At 40.2% G+C, this 23,308-nt stretch carries 21 protein-coding genes; 8 read left to right on the top strand and 13 right to left on the bottom strand.

Annotated elements, in window-relative coordinates; all coding sequences use genetic code 11:
* Positions 1-12: 12 nt before the first annotated feature.
* The 6 genes from H8B21_RS12045 (at position 13) to H8B21_RS12070 (ending at position 6,863) form a co-directional block, all read left to right on the top strand.
* Complete coding sequence (locus H8B21_RS12045) at positions 13-3,177, top strand: efflux RND transporter permease subunit (RefSeq protein WP_190314045.1); 3,165 nt, start codon at positions 13-15, stop codon at positions 3,175-3,177.
* Positions 3,167-4,294 carry an efflux RND transporter periplasmic adaptor subunit gene (locus H8B21_RS12050; RefSeq protein WP_190314046.1) on the top strand — a complete coding sequence of 376 codons (1,128 nt, stop codon included), beginning with the start codon at positions 3,167-3,169 and terminating at the stop codon, positions 4,292-4,294. The genes H8B21_RS12045 and H8B21_RS12050 overlap by 11 nt, the downstream gene beginning before the upstream one ends.
* A gap of 12 nt (positions 4,295-4,306) precedes the next feature.
* Positions 4,307-4,684, top strand: coding sequence for a hypothetical protein (locus H8B21_RS12055; RefSeq protein WP_190314047.1), 378 nt, complete (start codon positions 4,307-4,309; stop codon positions 4,682-4,684).
* A gap of 138 nt (positions 4,685-4,822) precedes the next feature.
* On the top strand, positions 4,823-5,299 hold the full coding sequence (locus tag H8B21_RS12060; protein ID WP_190314048.1) for a DUF983 domain-containing protein: 477 nt from the start codon (positions 4,823-4,825) through the stop codon (positions 5,297-5,299).
* A complete protein-coding gene (locus H8B21_RS12065; protein WP_190314049.1) occupies positions 5,292-6,215 on the top strand; it encodes an AraC family transcriptional regulator in 924 nt (307 codons plus the stop codon). The genes H8B21_RS12060 and H8B21_RS12065 overlap by 8 nt, the downstream gene beginning before the upstream one ends.
* Before the next feature lie 12 nt (positions 6,216-6,227).
* Positions 6,228-6,863: a peroxiredoxin gene (locus H8B21_RS12070; RefSeq protein ID WP_190314050.1), complete on the top strand. Its 636-nt coding sequence runs from the start codon at positions 6,228-6,230 to the stop codon at positions 6,861-6,863.
* 70 nt (positions 6,864-6,933) lie between these two features.
* Here the strand turns inward: H8B21_RS12070 and H8B21_RS12075 are convergent, their stop codons facing one another.
* From H8B21_RS12075 to H8B21_RS12085, 3 genes are read right to left on the bottom strand one after another with little or no spacing between them, the layout of a single operon-like run.
* Positions 6,934-7,617: a beta/alpha barrel domain-containing protein gene (locus H8B21_RS12075; protein WP_190314051.1), complete on the bottom strand. Its 684-nt coding sequence runs from the start codon at positions 7,615-7,617 to the stop codon at positions 6,934-6,936.
* Between the two features lie 26 nt (positions 7,618-7,643).
* Positions 7,644-9,740: a nitrite/sulfite reductase gene (locus H8B21_RS12080; protein ID WP_190314052.1), complete on the bottom strand. Its 2,097-nt coding sequence runs from the start codon at positions 9,738-9,740 to the stop codon at positions 7,644-7,646.
* A 6-nt stretch (positions 9,741-9,746) separates the two neighbouring features.
* On the bottom strand, positions 9,747-10,682 hold the full coding sequence (locus H8B21_RS12085) for a carbon-nitrogen hydrolase family protein (protein WP_190314053.1): 936 nt from the start codon (positions 10,680-10,682) through the stop codon (positions 9,747-9,749).
* Positions 10,683-10,889: 207 nt separating this feature from the next.
* Here H8B21_RS12085 and H8B21_RS12090 point away from each other — a divergent pair, with 207 nt between their 5' ends.
* Together H8B21_RS12090 and H8B21_RS12095 are read left to right on the top strand one after the other, a co-directional pair.
* On the top strand, positions 10,890-11,288 hold the full coding sequence (locus H8B21_RS12090) for a nucleoside deaminase (protein WP_190314054.1): 399 nt from the start codon (positions 10,890-10,892) through the stop codon (positions 11,286-11,288).
* 326 nt (positions 11,289-11,614) lie between these two features.
* Positions 11,615-11,821, top strand: coding sequence for a hypothetical protein (locus H8B21_RS12095; RefSeq protein ID WP_190314055.1), 207 nt, complete (start codon positions 11,615-11,617; stop codon positions 11,819-11,821).
* Positions 11,822-12,081: 260 nt separating this feature from the next.
* On the opposite strand, the gene H8B21_RS12100 is transcribed toward H8B21_RS12095, so the two are convergent.
* From H8B21_RS12100 to H8B21_RS12145, 10 genes are all read right to left on the bottom strand, one after another.
* Complete coding sequence (locus H8B21_RS12100) at positions 12,082-13,383, bottom strand: site-specific integrase (RefSeq protein ID WP_190314056.1); 1,302 nt, start codon at positions 13,381-13,383, stop codon at positions 12,082-12,084.
* A gap of 336 nt (positions 13,384-13,719) precedes the next feature.
* A complete protein-coding gene (locus H8B21_RS12105; protein ID WP_190314057.1) occupies positions 13,720-16,077 on the bottom strand; it encodes an AAA family ATPase in 2,358 nt (785 codons plus the stop codon).
* On the bottom strand, positions 16,061-16,789 hold the full coding sequence (locus tag H8B21_RS12110; RefSeq protein ID WP_190314058.1) for an ABC-three component system middle component 1: 729 nt from the start codon (positions 16,787-16,789) through the stop codon (positions 16,061-16,063). The genes H8B21_RS12105 and H8B21_RS12110 overlap by 17 nt, the downstream gene beginning before the upstream one ends.
* Positions 16,786-17,979, bottom strand: coding sequence for an ABC-three component system protein (locus H8B21_RS12115; RefSeq protein ID WP_190314059.1), 1,194 nt, complete (start codon positions 17,977-17,979; stop codon positions 16,786-16,788). Before H8B21_RS12115 ends, H8B21_RS12110 begins: the two co-directional genes overlap by 4 nt.
* 161 nt (positions 17,980-18,140) lie before the next feature.
* Positions 18,141-18,992 (bottom strand): IS3 family transposase, encoded by an 852-nt coding sequence (locus H8B21_RS12120; protein ID WP_190314060.1) that lies wholly within the window; start codon positions 18,990-18,992, stop codon positions 18,141-18,143.
* Positions 18,989-19,267, bottom strand: coding sequence for a transposase (locus H8B21_RS12125; RefSeq protein WP_132776788.1), 279 nt, complete (start codon positions 19,265-19,267; stop codon positions 18,989-18,991). The genes H8B21_RS12120 and H8B21_RS12125 overlap by 4 nt, the downstream gene beginning before the upstream one ends.
* A gap of 198 nt (positions 19,268-19,465) precedes the next feature.
* Positions 19,466-20,359 carry a hypothetical protein gene (locus H8B21_RS12130; RefSeq protein ID WP_190314061.1) on the bottom strand — a complete coding sequence of 298 codons (894 nt, stop codon included), beginning with the start codon at positions 20,357-20,359 and terminating at the stop codon, positions 19,466-19,468.
* A gap of 131 nt (positions 20,360-20,490) precedes the next feature.
* A complete protein-coding gene (locus H8B21_RS12135; protein WP_190314062.1) occupies positions 20,491-20,772 on the bottom strand; it encodes a hypothetical protein in 282 nt (93 codons plus the stop codon).
* A 316-nt stretch (positions 20,773-21,088) separates the two neighbouring features.
* Positions 21,089-22,060: a sugar phosphate isomerase/epimerase family protein gene (locus tag H8B21_RS12140; protein ID WP_190314063.1), complete on the bottom strand. Its 972-nt coding sequence runs from the start codon at positions 22,058-22,060 to the stop codon at positions 21,089-21,091.
* Between the two features lie 65 nt (positions 22,061-22,125).
* Positions 22,126-23,292 carry an alpha-hydroxy acid oxidase gene (locus tag H8B21_RS12145; protein WP_190314064.1) on the bottom strand — a complete coding sequence of 389 codons (1,167 nt, stop codon included), beginning with the start codon at positions 23,290-23,292 and terminating at the stop codon, positions 22,126-22,128.
* Between the last annotated feature and the right edge of the window lie 16 nt (positions 23,293-23,308).

Raw genomic sequence — 23,308 nt, forward strand, 5'->3', positions numbered from 1 at the left:
ACAGGATTAGCAATGAATAATATGATAAAATTTGCACTCCGAAAGCCCATATCCATAATGGTACTCGTATTGGGATTAGTGTTTTTCGGTGTGCGTTCCGTCAAGGATATACAGGTGGACATTCTGCCTGAAATGAACTTGCCCGTGGTGTACGTAGCCCATACATTTAATGGTTACACGCCCGAGCAGATGGAGGGATACTTCACGAAAATGTACGTGAATATGATGCTGTTTACCAACGGTATCAAAAGCATCGAAAGCAAGAATACGCAAGGGCTTACCCTGATGAAAGTGAACTTCTACGAGGGAACGGATATGGGCGAAGCCATTGCCCAACTGAACGCCCTGTCCAACCGTTCGCAGGTATTCCTACCGCCCGGAGCGCCGCCACCGTTCATTATCCGTTTTGATGCGTCTTCACAGCCTGTCGGACAGTTGGTGTTCCGCAGCCCGACCAAGACCAACAACCAATTGCAGGACATCGCCAACTTTACGGCCCGTCCGTTTTTGATTGCCATTCCGGGCCTGACCACCGCACCGCCGTTCGGGGGAAGCCCGAGAACCATAGAGATAAACATTGACCCGAACAAACTTCGGATGCACCAATTGTCGCCCGAGCAGATTGTGGAGGCTATCAGCCGTCAGAATGTAACGTCCGCCGCAGGGAACGTCTATATTGACGACATCAATTACCTGACGCCGACCAACAACACGCTGAAAACAGTGGAGGAATTTGGCGATATCCCGATTTTCAAAGGACAGGTGGACAATGTGTATATCCGTGATGTAGCTACGGTTAAGGACGGTGCGGATATTACCACGGGCTATGCCCTGATTGACGGCAAGCGTTCGGTGTATATGAACGTGGCAAAATCGGGCAAGGCATCTACCTATAATGTGGTACAGAACCTGAAAAAGACCATTCCAAACATTCAGCGGAATTTACCCGATGATGTAACGGTTTCCTACGAGTTTGACCAATCCGTCTACGTTATCAATGCCGTAAAAAGTCTGGTGGTCGAGGGGATTTTAGGAGCTTTGCTCACGGGCTTGATGGTGGTGCTTTTCCTGCGTGACCGCAGAGCCGCCCTGATAGTGATTTTGACCATTCCTATTTCGATTATTTCGGGGGTACTGTTCCTCAAATTATTCGGTCAGACCATCAATATTATGACCTTATCGGGATTGGCTTTGGCTATCGGTATTCTGGTCGATGAAAGTACCGTAACCATAGAAAACATACACCAGCACTTTGCAATGAAAAAATCCAAAGCACAGGCAATTTTAGATGCGTGTAAGGAAATCGCCTTTCCGAAATTGCTGATTTTGCTTTGTGTGCTTGCCGTATTCGCCCCTGCATTTATGATGACAGGTATTCCGGGAGCGTTGTTTATGCCTTTGGCGTTGGCGATAGGCTTCTCGATGATTTTCTCGTTCATTCTGTCACAGACTTTTGTGCCTGTAATGGCAAATTGGATAATGAAGAACCATCAGGAGAAAGAACACAAAGAAACACGCTTTGACAGATTTAAAAACAATGTGATTGCAAGGTTGCAACGTTGGATGAACCGTAGGAAAATCATTGTTGCAGGCAGTTTTACGCTCGCATTGATAGCCGTTGCCGTATTGTATATGTTCACAGGAAAAGACGTATTGCCTACGGTAAATTCAAGCCAGTTCCAAGTACGCATTACCGCACCGGAGGGTACACGCATCGAAAAGACGGAGGAAAAGGTAAAAGCCGTCCTGAAAGAACTGGACGGGCTTTTGGGCAAGGATAATATTGCCATTTCATCGGTGTATGTAGGTCAGCACCCCTCTACATTCCCTGTCAGTTCCATTTTCCTGTATAATGCCGGACCTCACGAAGCATTGATGCAGGTGGCATTAAAAAAGTTCAATGGAAATTCGGACGAGCTGAAAGAGCGAATCAGACAGCACATCAAAGAGAAAATGCCTGAACTGAAATTGTCTTTCGAGCCGATTGAACTGACGGAAAAGATTTTAAGTCAGGGAGCGAATACACCGATAGAAATCCGCATTTCGGGAATGATGAAGAAAATGAATGCGATGACGGCAAACAGGCTGTTGGCAAAGCTGAACGAACTCGATTATATGCGTGACCAGCAGATACCGCAGTCGATGAATTATCCCGCATTTGAAATCAACATCGACCGTGTGAGAGCCGCCCAATTGGGATTGGATGCACAGGATATTGCGAGGTCGCTGACACCGAGTTTGGCTTCATCAAGATATACCAACAAGAATATGTGGGTCGGCGGTATGATGGGCATCGGCTACGATGTACAGGTACAGATGCCGCAGAACATACTGAATAGCCAAGAGGAACTGGCCAATATTCCAATCTCCAAAAATTCGGACAGACCTGTTTTGGGCGATGTGGCGACCATTACACCGACCAAAACATTGGGAGAAAGCTACAATCTGGGTACAATGGGCTATACCACCGTAACAGCCAATGTACATAAATCCGATTTGGGCAAGGCACAGAAAGACATCGAAACCGCCATAGTTTCTTTGGGAGAATTGCCAAAAGGCGTAAATATCCAAGTGGCAGGTATGACACCTGTTTTGGACGATACGATGAACAGCCTCGCAAACGGATTGCTGATTGCCGTTGTGGTCATCTTCCTGATGTTGGCGGCTAACTTCCAATCATTCCGGGTATCATTCGTGATTTTGACAACCGTTCCGTTCGTGGTATTGGGGTCATTGATATTGCTCAATCTGACAGGCTCTACCCTGAACCTGCAATCCTATATGGGTATCATTATGGCGGTCGGGGTTTCCATTGCCAATGCGGTATTGCTTATCAGCAATGCGGAAACACTACGGTTGAAGGATGGCAACGCGGTAAACGCAGCCATAGGAGCGGCCAATCTCCGTATCCGTCCTATCGTGATGACCACGTTGGCAATGACCGCAGGTATGTTGCCGATAGCCATCGGATTTGGAGAGGGAGGCGACCAGGTATCCCCATTGGGCAGAGCCGTCATCGGTGGGCTGATAGCATCGACCTTTTCCGTATTGGTCTTGCTCCCGTTGGTATTTGCCTGGGTACAGGGCAAAGCGACCATCCAATCGCCGTCATTAGACCCCGAGGACGAAAACAGTACACATTTCATTAACGCAAAAAATCAAGACAATGAACTTTAAGTCAATCATCATATTTGCAACGGCACTCATATTGGTAGCCTGCAACAACGATAAAAAAGAAGAAGCCAAAAAAGAGGGCGGAATGCCCGCAATGGGTATGGGAATGATGAACCCGATGGAAACGGTCGAAATCTCCAAATCCAATCCACTGGTAATGCTGAAACTGGCAGGCGAGCTAAAGCCCGACCAGCGGACCGAACTGTTTGCTAAAGTGAACAGCTATGTAAAGAGCATCCGTGTGGATATAGGCGACAGGGTTTCGGCAGGACAGGTATTGGTCGTGCTGGAAGCCCCCGAAATACAATCGCAGGTAGCCAATGCCAAAGCAAAACTGGAAGCACAGGAAGCGATTTACCTTTCGACCAAAGCGACCTATGACAGAACGATGAAAGCCAACGAAACACAAGGGGCTATTGCCAAAGATGCTTTAGACCAAATCAAGGCTCGGATGTTGGCAGACGAAGCACAGTTAAACGCTGCAAAATCCGCTTACAGCGAAATCCGTGATGTCAATAATTACCTCGTCATCAAAGCACCGTTCAGCGGAACGGTAACAAGCCGGAACGTGGACCTGGGGGCATTCGTTACCCCGATGAGCAAAGAGCCGCTGCTGGTAGTCGAAAACAACAGCAAGCTACGGTTGAACCTGTCCGTTGCCGAAGCCAATACGCCGTATATCAAATTGGGCGACACCGTACGTTTCCACGTCCGTTCTCGACCGCAGGACAGTTATGTTGCATTGGTCAGCCGAAAATCGGGAAGCCTTGACTTAAAACTCCGTTCGGAAAAAATGGAAGCAGACTTTATCAACAAAGGCAATGTATTGAAACCATACATGATTGCTGAAACGACCATTCCGCTACAAAATTCAGAACCTACGTTTTTCGTTCCGAAATCCGCAGTCGTGGAGAGCGGAACGGGCGTGTACGTGATACGGGTGGAAGACGGCAAAACCAAAAATGTGCCTGTCAGCAAAGGTCGTGCGATGCCCGATAAGCTTGAGGTTTTCGGCGAACTGAACGACGGGGATAAAATACTGAAAATGGGTTCGGAAGAAATACAGGAGGGCACGGAAGTGCCGAACAAGCCCAACAGTGCAGACAACGAAAAAGAATAACGGAATATGAAAATGAAAACCAAATTTGTAAGTATCGTGGCTGTTGCCACGGTACTTTTCATCGGATGTAATCAGACAAACAGCAGTATGGACACGGCAGGCAACAGCCCTAAAAAAGGCGACCACGTACCGGGCCACTTGGTCTGTATGGTCAATGATGCCTATATGGGCAAACAGCAATTGGAAGTGCCGTTTGAGGGGAAGATGTACTACGGTTGCTGTAAGATGTGTCAGGAAAGGATACCCAAAGACGGAACGGTACGCTACGCCATAGACCCCCATACATTGGAAAGGGTGGATAAGGCGACCGCTTACATCGTTATGATTAGCGACGGTGGTGAGGTGGCTTATTTCGAAAATGAAGACAATTACAAACGGTTTGTTAACTAAGTTTCTATCAATAATACCGTCATAAAGGTGAAAATTACCATTTAAGTATAGATTTTACTTATTATTTTGTATAAAACAAAGTGCTTAAAAGCGATCTTGTTACAGTAATTAGGTTTATTAGATATTGATGCAAATACCATGAATAATAAAACGAATATTTATCCAAGCAAATGGAAAAGTGCAAAACAGGGAAAATGTCCTCGTTGCAGGACAGGCGATATGTTTAACGGTAGCGTACTGAACATCTTTAATAACGGTATGAAAAAAGAATGCCCCCACTGCGGTTTAAGGTTTGAGAAAGAGCCGGGCTATTTTTATGTGGCGATGTTCGTTAGCTATGTTTTTGTTGTGGCTGAGTTAATAACAGCTTGTGTTGCGACATACATATTGACAGGAAATGACAGCTCCCCTTGGTTATATGTTGTTATATGTTTTGTCGTCGTCATCCTATTGGCGCCGTTCAACGGCAGGTATTCACGTGTGGCGTTGTTGTACTGGTTGACCCCATCGTTCGGTTTTAATCCGAAGTATTTCGGAGAGAATATCAAGCAGCTTGATTTCAGCCTATCAACCGATACGGAAAGTAAAGATATTGAAATGCAGGATATTGGATAAGAGAGAAATGGTAGTGGAGACAACATATCCTACATTTGACATTTGCAATCTCGTAACCAATAGGTTGTCAAATGACCTATTTAATATCGATAGGTTTCACGGTTACGCCAGAAACAATCCACATCTCCAGAAAGTTCATAAACATTCATTTTACCATCTGGTGCTTTTTACAGCAGGCAATGGGCAGCATATTTTAGATTTCGAATCGTATCCTATAAAAGAAGGGATTATTTATTTCATGCGCCCGAACCAAGCCCATAAATGGATATTTGAAGGCGAAGTGGATGGATATGTTATTAACTTTTCATCTACATTTTTTGACCAATTGGCTATTGGTTCTTCTATCCTTGATAATTTTCCTTTCTTTAATTTATTCTCTTCCAGTCAAGTTTTAGAGCTGGATAAACCATCATTGGATAAGACTTGTGCGATCTTTGAAGAGATATTAAGCGAGGTCGGAGCACGGAATGAACACAATCAAATGTTGATCATGATTTCTTCGTATCTGCTCCAGATATTCGTTATTGCAGCCCGTAATGCCAAGGAGAATGCTATAGAATATAGCCGTAATAATTACAATTCCGTATTGCTAAAAAAATTCATGGAGTTGATCGAGGACAACTTTAGGGAGCTTAGGTTGCCTAAGGATTATGCATCTATGCTCTACATCACTTCGAGCCATTTAAATTTTATTTGTCAAGACCAAATTAAAACGTCGGCTGGAGAACTGATCAGAAAAAGAGTTCTACTGGAAGCGAAGCGTTTGTTAGTCAATTTCGAGATGTCAATTTCAGCCATCGCGTTGGATTTGAATTTTTTTGACACTTCTTATTTTGTGAAATTCTTTAAAAAGTATACCGGGCTAACCCCTGAAGCATTTCGAAAACAATACTATAATAAACCCAATAACACTTAATCATTTAAAATCATGAGCTTACAATTAGGAGATGTCGCACCAAATTTTGAGGCTGACACAACGATCGGAAGAATAGATTTACACGAGTATCTTGGTGATGCTTGGGGGCTATTACTATCCCATCCAGCAGATTTTACTCCTGTATGTACCACAGAAATAGGTCGTACTTCACAATTACAGGATGAGTTTAGAAAGCGTAACGTAAAAACGCTTATCGTCAGTGTGGACGATGTAAATGACCATCATGGATGGTCGAGAGACATCAATGAGATACACGGTACTGTCATTGATTTTCCATTGATAGCGGACAAAGACAGATTGGTTTCTAATCTGTACGATATGATCCATCCAAATGCATCTGCCACGTTAACGGTCAGATCGGTGTTTGTCATCGACCCAAACAAGAAAATAAGATTGACACTTACCTATCCCGCGTCCACTGGGAGAAACTTCAACGAGATATTGCGTGTGATTGATTCCCTTCAATTAGTCGACGAGCACAAGGTTGCGACTCCCGCTGATTGGAATCCAGGAGACGATGTCATTGTATCTAATGCGATCAAGACAGAGGATGCTGCTGAACAATTCCCTAAGGGATTGCGGGAGGTCAAACCTTATCTGCGATACACACCCGATCCGAAAGACTAATCCTCCAGAATAAATAATCTGACCATATTGAAATGAGAATATTCCAGATGGTCAGATTATCACTATTCATTTAAGAGCTAAATCTAAGTTGACGTAATTTTTTTATTCGCTGTTTACAACTCAAAAGCGTTTCTTTAGTGGATTCCCAACCGTCTTTTTGGTTGACTTTGTTGAATACTGAACTACCTAAGCCCACGCCGTCTACATCTGCCATAAACCACGGGCCTAAAGACTCATGCTCCACAGAAACACCCCCACTTGCAATGATTTGTAATCTTGGCACCAACGATTTTATTGTCAAAACAAATTTTGGGGAAGACAATTCCGCTGGAAATAGTTTAACAGAAGTTGTTCCAATTTTTAACGCTTTGTATATTTCAGAAACTGTCGACACTCCCGGCAACCACTCTATGCCTTGTTCAACACAAAAATGGCCGATTTGTTCATCGAGATTAGGGGCAATAATCATTGCAGCGCCTGCATCTATGTATTTTTTTGCCGACTGTACATCTGTAATTGTGCCTGCACATAGTTTCATTCCTGGCAACCAATTATCCACATAATCCTTTAACTGGATAAACGTATGTAAGGCATTTTCGCTACGGTTTAGAACTTCAAAAACTCTAAGTTCAGCCTCGTAGCAAATTGCTAATATGGATTTCATTAATTTAACGTCTTCGTGAATAAACATTGGAAGAATCCCAGACGAAGAAATCAGGTCAATAATACTTGCTTCTTTTTTTTGTTCTGTCATAATGATTATTCTATAATAGCGAAAGGTCAATTCAAATTGCGGTAATCTATCGCCTTATGAAATAATGACAATGCATGACCATAGTATGAGTCTGCAAATACCTTAGATGCCTTTTCTTTATTTATTTGTAGTACAAGATCAGCAAAGGTCCCTGAAAGCTTTATCTCTCCGTTTTCAATGAAGTTTGGATCCATATTATTAATAACGCTTAATTGCGTATTGCAAGGAACTTCTTTTGTCAATAGCAGTGCTTTACCTGTATTGATCATTCCGGTGTAGCTATAGTATATTGCATCTACCCACTGTTCTTCAAAAATCGCTTCCTTAGCCTTGTTTAGGGTCTCCTTGACCTCCTCTAAAACAACACCGACCATATCAATCATAGGTACAGCGCATTCCCCTATGCCGATTTTAGGAGTATAAATACTTTCGTTTCCCCAATCTGTCAGATGAAACTGAGTAACTTCATCTATATCACCCAGAGGCTTCAACAGATTGTAAAAATATGTTTTACCAATGCGTACAAAATAAGTATTAAAACTTTCTTCTTCAATCCTATTATCTGCATAATCGTTCAAAAGAAGCCGTAACGCATCAGGCACACACTTTGCAGGAAGTTTGATGACTTTTTCTCCCATCGTTCCTGTCCCATTATCAGTAGGGCCTCCGCCCAAAACTACTTGCATAGCAGGTAGAATAAGGCCTTTTACTTTCATTGACATACCATGAAAGCCAATATTGGCAATACTATGATGAGCACATCCGTTCATACATCCCGAAATTTTCACCTTAATATGGTGCATGTAATCAACATGTCCATACTCACTCCTTAACAAGCGTTCTAACTCGACAGATAATCCAACAGAACTTGCTATCCCAAGGTTACAGGTATCGGTACCAGGGCATGCAGTAATATCCGTTAGTGTATCGAAGCCAAAGTCAGACAAACCGTTATTTTCCAATTCTACAAACAACATTTTCAGAAACTGAGGCCGAACGTATTTCAACAAGACACCTTGGTTCACAGTAATCCGAATATCTGATGAAGCATACTTTTCGGCTATAGTGGATAAAGCACGTGCCTGATAGGCATTCATATTACCGCTACGTAATTTAACCCTTACCGCAAAATAACCTTGTTGTTTTTGCCGATAGGTATTTAGGAGCAACCAACGTTCATATCGTTCCTGATCGACCTCTACAACCTCTTCTTTCGTAATGATATTTGGCACCGCAGTTTCTTCAAAATCATTTAAATCCACAACATAGGACTTTAGGCTTACTGCTTCACGCTCTTGATGTACCAACTCCAAAAACTTCTCAACACCAATATCATTGATTAGGTATTTTAATCTGGCTTTATGACGTTTTGCACGTTCACCATAACGGTCAAATATGCGCAAGCAAGCCTCAGTAAAAGGAATAATCTCCGAATCCGGCATAAAATCAAATATGGGATGTGCGATAAAAGGTTGTGCCCCCAGACCTCCAGCCAACATAATCTTAAAACCTCGTTTCTCCTCACCATCAACAACTATTATACGTGGAATAAACCCCAGATCATGCATAAAGGTATAGGCAGAATCACTACTGGAAGACGAGAATGCAATCTTAAATTTACGTCCTAAGTTTTGACAAATGGGATTTCTCAAAAAGTATTTGAACATTGCATTAGCATATGGAGAGACATCGAATAACTCATCGGGGTCAATGCCAGCATATGGTGAAGCGGTGAGATTACGGATGGTATTTCCACAGGCTTCACGCAAAGTTATGCCGTCATTTTCCAAATCCGCCCATAATTGTGGCGTATCCACGAGTTTCACATAGTGGAGCTGTATGTCCTGTCTTGTGGTCGCATGAAGATTCCCACTGGCATACTTCTCGGAGAGTTCTGCGATAGTTCTTAGTTGCATGGGGGATAGCCTACCGAAAGGTAGCTTTATGCGGATCATGTTTACGCCATCCTGTCGTTGACCATATATTCCCCGTGTGAGCCGAAAAGCCCTGAATGACTCTTCGTTGAATTCCCCCTTTTGATATCGCCTGATTTTGTCATCCAGTTCGACAATATCCCGCCTTGCTAAATGATCCACATTTTTACCAATAAAAATAGTATCCATATCGTTTTATAAGCCTTTAAAGTGTTTCGTTTCTGGTTGACCGTTAACCCCAAAAGAGAACACATCGTTTCTCGAATAATGGCCGACTACATCAAAATCAAGTTTCATTTTGGCTAACAGGTCGAAATCAAGTTCCGCCATTAATAGCCCCTCTTTATTAATTAATGGCCCATTGAGTATCTCTCCCGATGGAGTTATGATTACACTGCCGCCCGCGCTCATGATCTCCGGCTCATCGGTCAAGAACTCCTGATATCGTTCCGGATAGTCAGATTTTCTAACATATTGGTTACTCGCCAAGACGAAACAGCGTCCCTCCAAAGCGATATGTTGCATTGTTGATTGCCATGATGATCTTGCATCCGCAGTCGGGGCAAGATATATCTCCACACCCTTGTTGTACATTGACATACGTGCCAAAGGCATATAGTTCTCCCAACATATTAAACCGCCAATACGACCCAGTTTTGTATCATAGGTCGTGAGCGTGGTACCGTCACCATCGCCCCAAAGAAAGCGCTCCAAACCTGTAGGTTTGAGTTTTCGGTGTTTACCGAGAAATGATCCGTCCGATCCGAAATAAAACAGGCTGCAATAAAGTGTACCACCTATACGCTCACGTTCGGTCACTCCCAATGCAACGTACATCCTGGCCTTTTTTGCAGCATCTCCGATTTGCTTTACATATTTGGAAGAATCCTCGATACTATTCTTCCAATAGTCTAACCAAAGTTCACGTCCCCTTTCTGTACGCTTACCAACAACCGCATCGTAAGAAATCCCCCTGGGATAGGCAGGAATAAAGGATTCTGGAAACAGCAAAAGTTCGCATCCCTCTCTTTGCGCATATTCAATCCACTGTATTGTCAGGGATACGCTTTTCTCTACATCAAATAATATTGGTGTAGCTTGTACTACACCGACTTTGATTTTTTCTGCCATGTTAAAATTGCTTTAAAAACATCCCACAAAAATTTGAACACCAATTCATAATTATTTATTTGTGATTTCGAAATTACTCTTCAGAGATATTTTAATGTGGTATAACACCCGTTATTTACGGTAATAATTGCCTAAAATCAATTATATAATAACGGTACGTCTTGGGCGATACGGAGGTGTTCCGACGAATGCTTATATTTGGTTATCATGGAAAATCATAGAGAATTTTTAAAGCATTGTTACAAGTTGGCACAGTTAGCATTAGATAATGGAGAAAGCCCTGTCGGATGCGTAATTGTTAAAGAGGGAGTTGTTATTGGTGAGGGGGTAGAGAAAAGCAGACAATTAAAAGATATCACCAGACATGCTGAAACAGTGGCGATACTGAATGCTATCGAAAATTCTCACGATTTGTCCGGGTCGACACTATATACAAATGTTGAGCCGTGCCTGCTTTGTTCGTACCTTATACGTCATTATAGAATAGAGAAAGTAGTTTTTTCGAAATATTCGGGCGAACTCGGAGGAACACGTGAACCATTCAATATATTGACATCGCCAGATTTTGAATCTTGGGGTAATCCTCCTGATATCATTGTTTTATGAAACCATAGGGTCGTTGGATTTTCATTGTACTTTCTTAAAATAATAATTTGGTTAAGTGGGCATTTTTGACGTGTGTGTAATATGGATGCCAGCTAAACTCGTATATTTGTGTAACGATTAAAAATATTCTTAAAGCGTTTTTGCTTTGAGTCCCGAACTGAAACTTAGGAAATTTCAATGACAATGGGGCAACAGGTCAAGAACGCTCATGCTATGGCGTGGGCGCACTTATTGTTGTCAGGGTTTCCTAAGACCTCAGTTCGGTAAGTTGTTGCCTACGCTTATTTTAAAAGCGGCAACAGTAAAGTTTAAATTCAATTTTAAGTATGACAGCCGCAACTCATTTCCCCAATTTTGAATATTCCGCTTCGGAAATTTTCAAATATCTAAATGTCTTTAAGGATTTCACCCTGTTATTGAACAATGGAAACATTGTGAAATTTACTTCTAATGACGAAGAAGCTTTTAAAAAATGGCTGGATGGTAATGGCGTGCAGAATATAAGAGAGGAAAATAATTGGGTGGCGAAATAATAAACTATATCACCACCTTTATAATCAACGACGGCGTCTCCGTGGTTTTGTTGTCGTCCACATAAAAATTATCCAAATGCCAAAAGCAACAGCAAGACCCGGCCACGGATTCGTCATGCTCAATGATGCGAAATATCCAAATGTGGCAATTATGCAAGTAATAAAAAACCAAACTATAGTTCTCATAATCAATCAAATTTACGTTTCAATATCGATATGAAGTTTCACGGGATGTCATACCCGTGCAACGAATTAATTATTTATGCCGCGGCCTTATCTGTATTCTTTTCGGCTTGGACTTTCTTCAACACCTTGACTTCAACTTTCCGAAGCTGTGCGATGACTTTCCGCTGTACGTCATCCACGATCTTCCAGTCTTTGGCAATGTATATATCCGTAGTGCGATTGCCCTCGTCTACATGGTTGAGCGCAAGGGCTACATCGTCCTTGCTCATACGGCAATCGTTTCGTGCGGTATTGGCAAAGGTGTGGCGGGCCCAATACAGCGTGAGATCGGGTATGCCAGTGAGCTTCCTCAATTGTTCCATCCCTTTACACAATGCCCAATTGAGACAATCACTACTGGAATAGCGTAAGGATAGTTTACCTAAGTATTTTTCAAGTAAAGGCTTTGCCTCGTCAACGATCTTGATGCTGATAAAGGCGTTATCCTTACGCTTGCCCTCGGTCTTGGAACGATTGTAATCCACACGGCCGTTTCTGATGTCACGCTCCGTCAATTGGTACAAGTCTACTGCATTCATTCCGCATAGGTAGAACGAAAGCATGTACAGCTCTTTTGCCAATTCGGCACGGCTTCCGGGTTTGGTTACACAATCCCGAATGGTCAATACCTGTTCGAGTGTGTTGTTTCTTTTCTTGGTGAGCGGTGGAGAACCAACCTTGTATTTCTTGAATGGATAATGCTTGATGCGGTATATTCCAAGGTCTTCATTGTTATAATGATCCCTCGCGGCGTTGAACAAGGTACGTAGGTCTCGCATCTGGTTGTGCAGGCCGCTGTCAGACAACCCTTTTTCTTTTGTTGTCACTTCATTTCCCAATTGATTTATACGTGTCATTGTCCTTTCTGACCGCATGTAACGCTCATAAGCCATCAGCATATTGGAATTGATTTCCTTGATGGATACGGATGTCCGGTTGAAATAATCGACCAGGCTGTTGCGGATTTTCCGGTGGTTGTTTGCGGTTCCGGTTCGACTTTCTTTTCTTAGGCAGTCGATATGCCGGTCGCAAAACTTGATAAAATCGACATCTTCGTCTTTATCTCGCAGGTAGTCCCGCAGAGATTCTGCGGTAAAATAGTCCAGCCGGTCGTCGAGTTCGCTGATCATCTTTCGATAATCCCTTAGCTGCTGCCCGACCTTGTCCGCGATAAACGGGTCTTTAACCTTGTTATCTTTGGTCAATTGTTTTCTGACAACGAAATGTACCGTGTCAATAAACTTTCTTTCACTTTTGTGATGGACACAGATTTTTACATTGTAAGTTCCATCGGCTTTCTTGTGGTGCTCATAAACTTTTGCGCTTACGGTTGCCATAATTTTTTCAATTGCCACACAAAGTTCCGTTACCTATTTGTTACGGTTTTGTGTGAAGTTCAACAAAAAACTATGTAAAACACACCGTTTCGGGGAATCCGATACAGCGTAGGGCGCATACTCCTAAAGTGCCCTAATAAACGCAAAAAGCCATTTTTCGTAAAGAAAAACGGCTTTTTTTGAAAGTGCTCCCGAATGTGCAGTTTTCGAACCAGTTTATAGAAGATTTGAGGGAATTATCCAATTTAAACAGTGGACAAATCTAAAATAAAGGCTAAAGGATAGAGCAATATTTTTCTGTTCTATCTTTAGTACCTCAACCGAAACATATAATTTCTAATTTAGAGAATCCGTATCCAGTCTATTGTAGAAATTCTCCTGAACATTGATTTTTTTATTGCTAAAGTGAAATTTTTCAAACTTATATAGAAGATAATTAGCGATATGTTCTTCGTGGGTTGATATTATTATTTTATAGTCTGAAAATTCGTGTCGTAGTAATTCGATGAAGGAATGAATATTTAAGTCGTCAAGCGTTTGAACAGGATCATCAATAGCAAGAAATTTAAAATGCTGAGGAGCATGATACACCTTATTCAATGCTAAACAAAAGGCTATTGATACTACTGCAAGTTGACCAGAACTCAAATGATGAATTATATCGTGATCGGTACTCTCACCTGTCAAAAACCGTACACGGCTCGTGGAGTCCTTCACATCGACAAATATCCCATAGCCTTGTTGATAATGCTGAAGAATCTTTCCTGAATAAATGTAAAATGGAATCTTAATTTTTTCTATCATCGTTTTTTTATATTGCTTAATAGAAGCAGAAAGATTATCCTTTATTATCTTTACACGCTTTTCAAGTTCGCTAATCTTTGTAAAACGTTCAGACAGTACGTTCAAAGAAAATTGTCTTGTATTATTGTAAAGTGTGTCAATGTAGGCAAGTTTGTTTTGGATTTGTTGCTCACTAATTATATTTTGAGGATTTTCTTGGAAGTATTGAGAATAAAGTTCACTTCCAACTAGGCTCTCCTCATCTAAGGCTATATTATCAATTTCAGATGTTAAAAATGTTTGAAGCCCAAGAATATTTTCATTAAACCTTTCTAGGGTAACCGGATCATTTATTATAAACCTTGACACATCAATCCTATGATTGTTCAAAATCGTCATAAATCGATTGATAGCGTCTAGATTTCCTCTCCGCTCACTTATCTCTTGAAAAAATTGTTGATCAATTAGATTATTTGGCGAAGAGATATGATTTTGTATTGACTGAATTATGGGTTGATTAAAATTTTCTATTATTTCTTGTTCAATATCGGATAATTGACGTTGTTGCGTTCTATTGTAATCCATAAGGCTTTCGGCTTTAGATTCAAAGGAACTATACATTTCTTCCATGCTATTCCAATGTGAATTACATAGCGGACAATTTGTATCCTGTGGATGGAGAGAATGTAATTCGTTAAATCTTGTAATTGTTTGTTCCCGGGCATTGTTTAGATCTCTTATAATTTTTCCGATTTCTCCAATTTGTGAAAGAAGCTGTGTTCTTTGAGTAGTTAATCGGTTAAAATCTATTATGAATTCGTCCGGAAATCCTAAACTTTGCAATAATTGTTCGTTACAAATAAATTGATCTAATCTAGAGAGATATGAAATGTAATTCGAATTGGCAGCTACTATCAATCTAAGTTGATCTAAGCGAGTTTCTTCAATTAGATTTTTTGCCACAAGCGTCTGTAGCAGTGTCCTATTATTGGCTACAGAAGAAAGTTGACTACGTAGCTTTCTTCTTTCAAACTCATTCGGCGAAAAATTCCGTGAGAAATTTAGTAATTCTTGAAGGACACTTCTTACTCCATTATATACAGATTCCAGTTGGTCAGTTGATACTGAACCGAAGGGATCTTGTGTATCGAAAACATAGTTCGATTCTGGAAAAAGCTTGAAGTAGGAAACTTCTTGACTACTTTGTGTCACTAAACCAATGTTAACAATCCTAGCTTCAAGAGCTTGTCGTAGACTGGTAACAAACTCAAAAATTTCAGTAACCTTTTCAAGATTTTCGTTCTCTCTTTGTGTTTGGAAAAGAAATGCTAATTCATTCTTTTTGGCATCCTCATCCTTTTTTAAAAAATATATATTGTCTTCTTGCTGAAGATAATTAAAAAGAGGGTATAAATTTACCATGGAAAGACCTAACTCTCCAAAAAAAAGATTGTCAATAAATTCTTGATTAATGTTGCTGACTTCGCTATAGTCGGGATGTTGCTCAAACTGTGAGGTATCTTGAGTATAAAACGTGTCGATTAGTTCCCAAGCATCAGGTCGAAAAGCTTTAGCATTAGATATACTTCCCGTACTGTCTTTATCTAACCTTTTTATGATTACATGATCTTCCTCTCCATTTGTAAGCCAAAGTTTTAACAAGACATCTTCTCCAACTGTATTTTGATAAAAAGGCTTTTTATGACCTGAATTCTTTTTTGTAACATGATTATAGGTCATCGTTCTATTTAATCTTCCTCGGAGACACAACTCTATTACATCGAATATGGTTGTTTTTCCAAATCCATTTGGCCCACTGAGGATCGTTAGGTGCTTATCTTCAAAGTCAACAATAGTACGATAGTGTACCCCTTTGAAATTTTCTAAATATATCTTACGTATCTGAAGCATCTTGTTCTCGGGTAAAGGAATTAATAAATGAATCAAATGACTGGCTGTTGGGGTCAAGAATCTCTTGAAGCAAACGATCACGGTTAAAGCTTTCAATAGGAAAAGGCAATAGTACTTCATTCAAGAAATTTTGCTCCAGAAAAGAAATCCTCGTCGCAAGTAATTGTTCAATAGTATCTAATCGTTGCTCTGAGTCAATCGTTAAATTAAGAAAAGGAAGTTTTAGGAAAAACTGGACGGCAAGAAAATATTTTTCATTTGAATAGATTTGTGCTGTAAATTCTTCAAAAAGTGCATTGTTTGAGACGGTCTCATTAAGATGATAAATAATATTAGAATTTTGTCTCAGAGAATCAACAGAGCTCATTGTATACGGAAGAAGGTATTTTTTGAACCAATAATCATCTTCCTCAATTGCCAACATCTGATTTTTGTATTTTATACAATCTTCTAAAAATGTAGAGAATTCCACACAGACAATCAATGACGTATTATTGCCTACATCTTTTATCAGCTTTTTTTTCTCTTGAAAAAGTTCGTGCGCCTTTTTTAAAGCTTCTTGATTAAATGTTTCAAGTTGGTTCGTCGAGATAAATTGTAGTAAATAATACTCAACTCTTTCTGAAGAATTTCTCCGGTAAAAATGAACATCGTTCGACTCTTCATTAACAAACCCACATTCAATGAATATGTCTTTTATAAGTTCTTTCATTGCGTATTTAGTTTATTTGTAGCTTCTATACGAGTAATAAATTCCAAATCATTCTGGTTGATGATTCCATTTTTGCGAGGAATATTTTTAGGAGCATAGTCAGAAAGTTTACCTTCAAAATTTTCATTAATAATATAGTCTGCTTCGTAGCGAGCAGTATTAAGTTTGTCGTTCTCCAAAATATTTTTTGCCACGATTACTAAATAATCTGGCTGTTGTTGCAAAGCGGTAATCAAATAGTTTTTATCCACTTTATAATGAGGGTAGGTTCCCCCCTCAATTGTAGGCATGACGCTATAAATATCAATCAAAGTTTTGAGAAAAGTAGTAGCAAAATCCTTTCCTATAAAAAAATCATCTGTTAAAACTGATGATGCAAGTCTTTTGCCCTTTGTTGACGACGGAAAAATCTGACATAGAAACTCTTCTAAGTCATCATCATTTAGACAGCAAAACATTTTAATAACATCAGCTACAATTTTTTCATGAGAATCCAACATCCTAGGATATTGATTATTCTCCAACTTATCCACGAAATCTACATATATGTTGTAAATTGCTGATCTTATGGCACAACTAACAGTTTTGCTTCTAGTTGGTGGACTGTCTATAATTTGTAATATCTCATCTAAACCTATCGAAATACAATAAGTTTTTTTTGTTCCATATTGATGTTGTTCACGAATACGGGAATCGAGGAGAGCTAAATATTCATGATAACCATTTCTACACCAATCTTCATTTTCATGATTTTCATTTCCATTAATCTTTAGAACTGAGCTGATTTCACTTAAGATAATTTCTTCTATCTGATCAAGTCCACAAAAATTTTTCCCGGGTGAATAGGAATATCTTTGGACATTATAAGGATTCTCTTCAGCAGTCAAAGTTTCCCAATCTTGAAGTTCTAAGATAGTATGGAGATAATTCGAAGATCCAGGTTCAAATTCTTGCAATGCTTTTTTATAAGAGTTGATAGCATTAGTACTCATATAAGCTTTAACCTGATGAACTTCATGGATTATTGTTCCACATTTTAGACACACATCCTCTTGTGTTTCTTGTTCCACTTGATAATCTACAAGATTTTCGCAGTTTAGGTCTATAATTTTTTTTAGGGCAATCAATAAGCCAATTTTTCCTTGATGGGCATAACCGCTCCAACTAGCTGTTGCATTTCTTGATGACATTTATTCTTGATTAATACTTTAAATATATAAAAAGTATGTTTTAAATGAAATATAAAATTACGATGTATCTGACTTCCTATCTTGTCTCGCCAACATTGCTTCTAGTCGCAATTATGATACTCCCTATTTGTTGGACAACTTTTTACTAAACTAAGATATAATTACGATACATTTTTAATTTCCTGATAGAACTTTTCATCGGGTGTTATCCTTCCTAGGGATTTGTGCCTTCTTTCCGTATTGTAAAATAACACGTACTCTTTAATCTGCCGGTACAGATCCACACCACCATTGGGTGGATTGAGGTATATCTTCTCTCTTTTCAGGGATCCCCAGAATCTTTCAATGTAGATATTGTCCAGCGCTCTACCTTTGCCGTCCATTGATATCTTAACCTCATTTTTCTGTAAGGCTTTCACAAAAACTTCAGATGTAAACGGAGATCCCTGATCGGTGTTGAATATCTCGGGCTTACCATGAGTTTGGATCGTATCGACCAACACATCCCTACACCACTCGGCACTCATCGTATTGGATACGTCCCAGCCCATTATCTTTCTGCTGTATACATCTATGATAGCAAACATATACATAAAGCCCTTGAACATGGGTATGTACGTGATATCTGCCTGCCATACCTGAGCAGGCCTTTCGATCTTAAGGTTCCTGAGCAGGTACGGAAATTTATAGTCCGCCTTATTTGCTTTACTCAAGTTCTTTTTAGGATGTATAGTTTTCAGGTTCATGAGCTTATACAGCCTACGAACCCGCTTCTGCCCAACGAAATAGCCCAGATCCTGCCTCAAATAGTCCGTCATGCGCTCTACTCCGTAAAAGGGACAGTCCAGAAACTTACGGTCGATGGCATTCATAACCTGCAGGTTGAACAGAGATTCTCCCTTGGGTTTAAAATAATAACTGCTCCGGGGCAGCTCCATAACTTTGCACTGCCTGTAAACGCTCATTTTCTTATAGGAAGGGCAAACAAGCCCGCGTTTCTCGTCAAGACTCATTTGCCCAATACTTTTTTTAAGAAATCAACCTGTATCTGTAACTCCCCGATCTTGGAATAAAGCTCTTTCTCTTTGGAGTCATCTTTTATCGGGCTTTTTTCTGTGGTAAAAACCGATTCAGCATTATCCAGAAATTCCCGTTTCCAGGTGTTGATCTGGGTCGGGTGCAATTCGTATTTAACGGCTAGTTCCTGAATGGTCTGCTGTTCCTTGATCGCTTCTATGGCTACCTTCGCCTTAAAGCTTGCACTGAATTTCCTGCGTTCTTTTTTCATTTTCTACTGCTAATTTAAACATTTATGCAGTTGTCCAGTATTTGGGTAGTATGATACAATAGAATACAAACCATAAAATTTTATGGATAATTAGGGCTCCATATAAAGTTTAAATATTGTAAGATAATGTTTCGAGGCAACGGAATTTTTAGACTGAAGAGTCCATCTGTTTTCCCATCCCAAAATTATTTTTAATTGTTAGTTTTTCTTAGTATTAGGGTGAAATTCATCTATATTCTCTGACATGGAAATTGTCTTAGCCTTTCCTTTGACCATTGTCTCAGCTACGAAAACCATTTGCCCCTTTTTATTAGTAAAATAATCTGATTGAAGTCTTCTAAAATGACCCTTTCTAAAATGTGGTATTTTTGACAATGGTACATTTTCACTTTCTTTAATCTTTTCAGATACTTGAAAAGTAAGGTTTTTCGCTAATTTATTTTCACTGTAATCAAAATAGTCTTTTGGAACACCATCAGTAACACAATCGGGGAAACAATTCATATACGCAATTGTATTAATCACAAGCCGAAACATATTGGAATGCGTTTTTGAAATTTCGTCATCTTTTTTAATCACATCTGCATAAAATTTATCAGACATACGCCCACCATTTTCTCCTAAAGAATAGTATAATTCCAGACTACCATCATTTTCTATGCTTAAAGAGAAAGCATAGCCTTCTCCCTCAAAAGGTATATGGAGAGCAAATTTATATACTATAGTTTCTCTATTTTCATTGGAATATAAATGAATTACCTCTCTAGTTTGTCCATTTTCAAATAAGAACTTTTTAATACCATCTAAATCCGATAATGGAGTTGTTTCGAGGAAGGTTCGTAATCCTTCATCAAGGAAAAACATGTGTAAAAGTTCTCCTTTAGAATCCTCTCTCCATAATTCTAATCCTGAAACCATTAACCCCCTAGACTCTTGAGTCTCATCATGAGCTAAGGGAATAGACAAGAGATTTTTCTTGAGCACAAAATATATTTGTTCATCTGTAAATTCTGGAGTAAATTTCTTTTGTGTTCCATAGAGCTGTTTCCAAAAAAACTTTAAAGGTTTGCTGTAATATACTTTTTTAGCCATATTAATTGTTTAATCTATGATAACAACTTTATCAAATATGCAAAATTTACGATAACGGCGCAAGTGAATAGAATTGACCAAAAGGTACGTTTAGAAGATCTGACCTTAAACCTGTGTTTCATCATAGCTATTCAATAATGAAATAAAAAAAGGTTATTCGAAGTCGAACAACCTAATCGGGTGGTATTGACGATAATATGCTGGATATATTCCGGTATATCATAGGTTGGGTTTGGCAACAGACCGTTTGCCGTATTGAAGATAAGAAGGAGCAAAAGCAATATCAAGTAACCGAGCCTTGACCGATCATGGCGACGTTCAAGGTAAAGCACGCTCTGTGCCCCAAATATAACAAGTCCGATAACGATGGCCGTCAATGTAACGGGGTGCATCTGTGTACAACCTATCTGCATAATCCAATAGTTTCAGTGATGAATGACCGGCCTAAGCACGGGTTGTACTGTCTGGCAAAGAGGTACTGGTATACCCGATACACAAAACAGACAAGCCCGCACTTAGGCAGGCCTGCACTTGTTCCCGTGTATCTTCAAAAATTACCAGTTTTCTTTGCTTGGAAGCGTGTGCACGCTAATTTATTTCTATATTCTCGTTTTTGCTATGTATTCAGCATTATTATCTTTTTTTATTCCTATTAGTTATAGTAGTTCATGTTACTGTTTGAAGATTATTTTAATCACGTCAGGTTCATATTGCATATTTGGACGTTCCTTAACCTTTCAGCGCTTTTCGAGCAAATTCCACGCACTTCGCTACTTCTTTTATCTCGTTAGAACCTTTGGGAACTGGGTACTCTAATTCGATTGTCGCCGGAAATTTGTGCCTTAACTTTGCCATCTGCTGAAGGACTTCCACAATAGGAGTATCTCCCTCTCCCCAGGGCAGATTGGCACCGCCGTTCTGTTTATTCTTCCGATCTTTAAGATGCATGCTGACAATACGCTTATTCTTTGCCCGTATAAAAGTCTGTGGATCAAATCCTGCGGCCACATAATGTCCCATATCGAAATTGATCGCATTGTATTTAGACTGAGCAAGTGCGTCGTCCCATAAAGTGAATGTCTGCTGAAGATGACCATGATACCCAACAAACACCTTGTACTTGGAAGCGATAGCAGCTAATCGTTTGGTATGGACAAGATCGTCCGGATACTCCACAGTGACGTGGCTTGCACCTAGTGCGCGGGCTGCCTGACAGGCGTAGTGTATTTCTGAATCTGTATTACTGAGACCCAAGGCACTTGGCTTATAAGCATATATCTTTACACCAGCATTGTTGTAAACCTTACGAAGTTGCTCGAATCGCTTCATATCGGCTTGAGCCCGCCAAGGCGCCAATACTTTGGCGTACGCTTTCCATGCTGTCGGATCCGAGCCCTCGCCCCATTTCGGGGCGGTGGGAGCTACCGGTGCGCCGGCAAAAGCCTCAGCAGGGTCGCCCATCAATTCTACACCGCTGATATTACATTCTATACAATATTTGAGCAACTGCTCTGCATCGTTTGTCAGGTGGCGAAAAGAATAAGTGATCATTCCTATCTGTACCCCATTGAACATAGAGTTTGGCTTCCCAAGATTTTTAATATAAGCAGGCATTCCTAAGGTTTTGCCATGGGTTGCAACCGCTCCCAAAACAGCTAAGGATGAAACCTCTATAAATTTTCTCCTTGATATGTCTTTCATCTAACGTGTTATTCTTTTAAAAATGATTGATTATGGCAGTGATATTGTCTTCCTGTCAGACCTCTTCAATACTCCTGTGTGTTAAGCCTGCGTCGTGGAAAATCCGTCGGTTTGCTGATGGATACCTGTTGCATTATCTGATAAAGTTGAGCCTTAAACATATTGATGGTGTGGTGTCCTCCGAAATTGCCCAATGCTCCAACACCATACATGAATGGCCTTCCCATAAAACTAAAATCGGTGCCGACTGCATGAGCTCTCGCCAAATCCACTCCCGACCTGATTCCTCCATCAAGCATTATCTTCAGTTTGCCTTTGTAGAGGGGATTAGCAGCGAGGCGAATTAATGAGTTGACCGACGACTCACCGGCATCCAGCTGCCTACCCCCATGGTTGGATATGATAACGCCATCGGCACCCAATCGAATTGCATCATCCATGTCCTCTTCCGTTGTAATTCCCTTTAGTACTAATGGCCCCTTCCACTTTTCACGTATTACTTTGAGTTTGTCCAAAGTGACTTTTCCGGTAAAAGTATGGTTCATAAATTCACCCAATTGGCTCAAATTCATTCTCTTTTCCATATAGGGTTTCAATGTAGCAAATGATGGTATACCATGTTGCAAGGTCTTAATACCCCAACTGGGCCGAAGAAGAGCTTGCAGAATGTTGGATATATTTAGTTTCGGAGGTAAGGAAAGTCCACTCTTGATCTCCCGATAACGTAGTCCGAAGGACGGAACGTCGACCAAAACAACCAACACCGGATATTGAGCATATTTTAACCTTTTTAGGATATCATCCCTAAGTTTGTCCTCTGTTGGATGATACAATTGAAACCACGCTGTGCCTTCAGACACTTCGGAAATACGTTCTAAACTTGCTGTAGACACTGTGCTGAGTGTGTAAGGAATACCATTTTGGGCAGCCGCTTTGGCCAATATTTCTGATGCATTGGGCCATATCAATCCCTGTAAGCCAATGGGCGAAATGCCAAAAGGAGCCTGATACTTTATACCAAAAATCTCAGTGGACATATCGATATCTTCCGTTTGTTGTAGGTATCTCGGTTTTAAGAAAATATCATCAAAATCATTTTCATTTCTGGAAAGATTCAATTCCTCATTACACCCTCCTTCTAAATAATCGAAGGCAAACTTTGGAATCGTCTTTTTCGCCTTTCGCCGTAAATCGGTAATAGATGGATACTTATGATTATAAGGAAAAATCATTTTTTTTGTCATATTC

The sequence above is a fragment of the Sphingobacterium chuzhouense genome (genome assembly GCF_014692525.1).
GTDB lineage: Bacteria > Bacteroidota > Bacteroidia > Sphingobacteriales > Sphingobacteriaceae > Sphingobacterium > Sphingobacterium chuzhouense.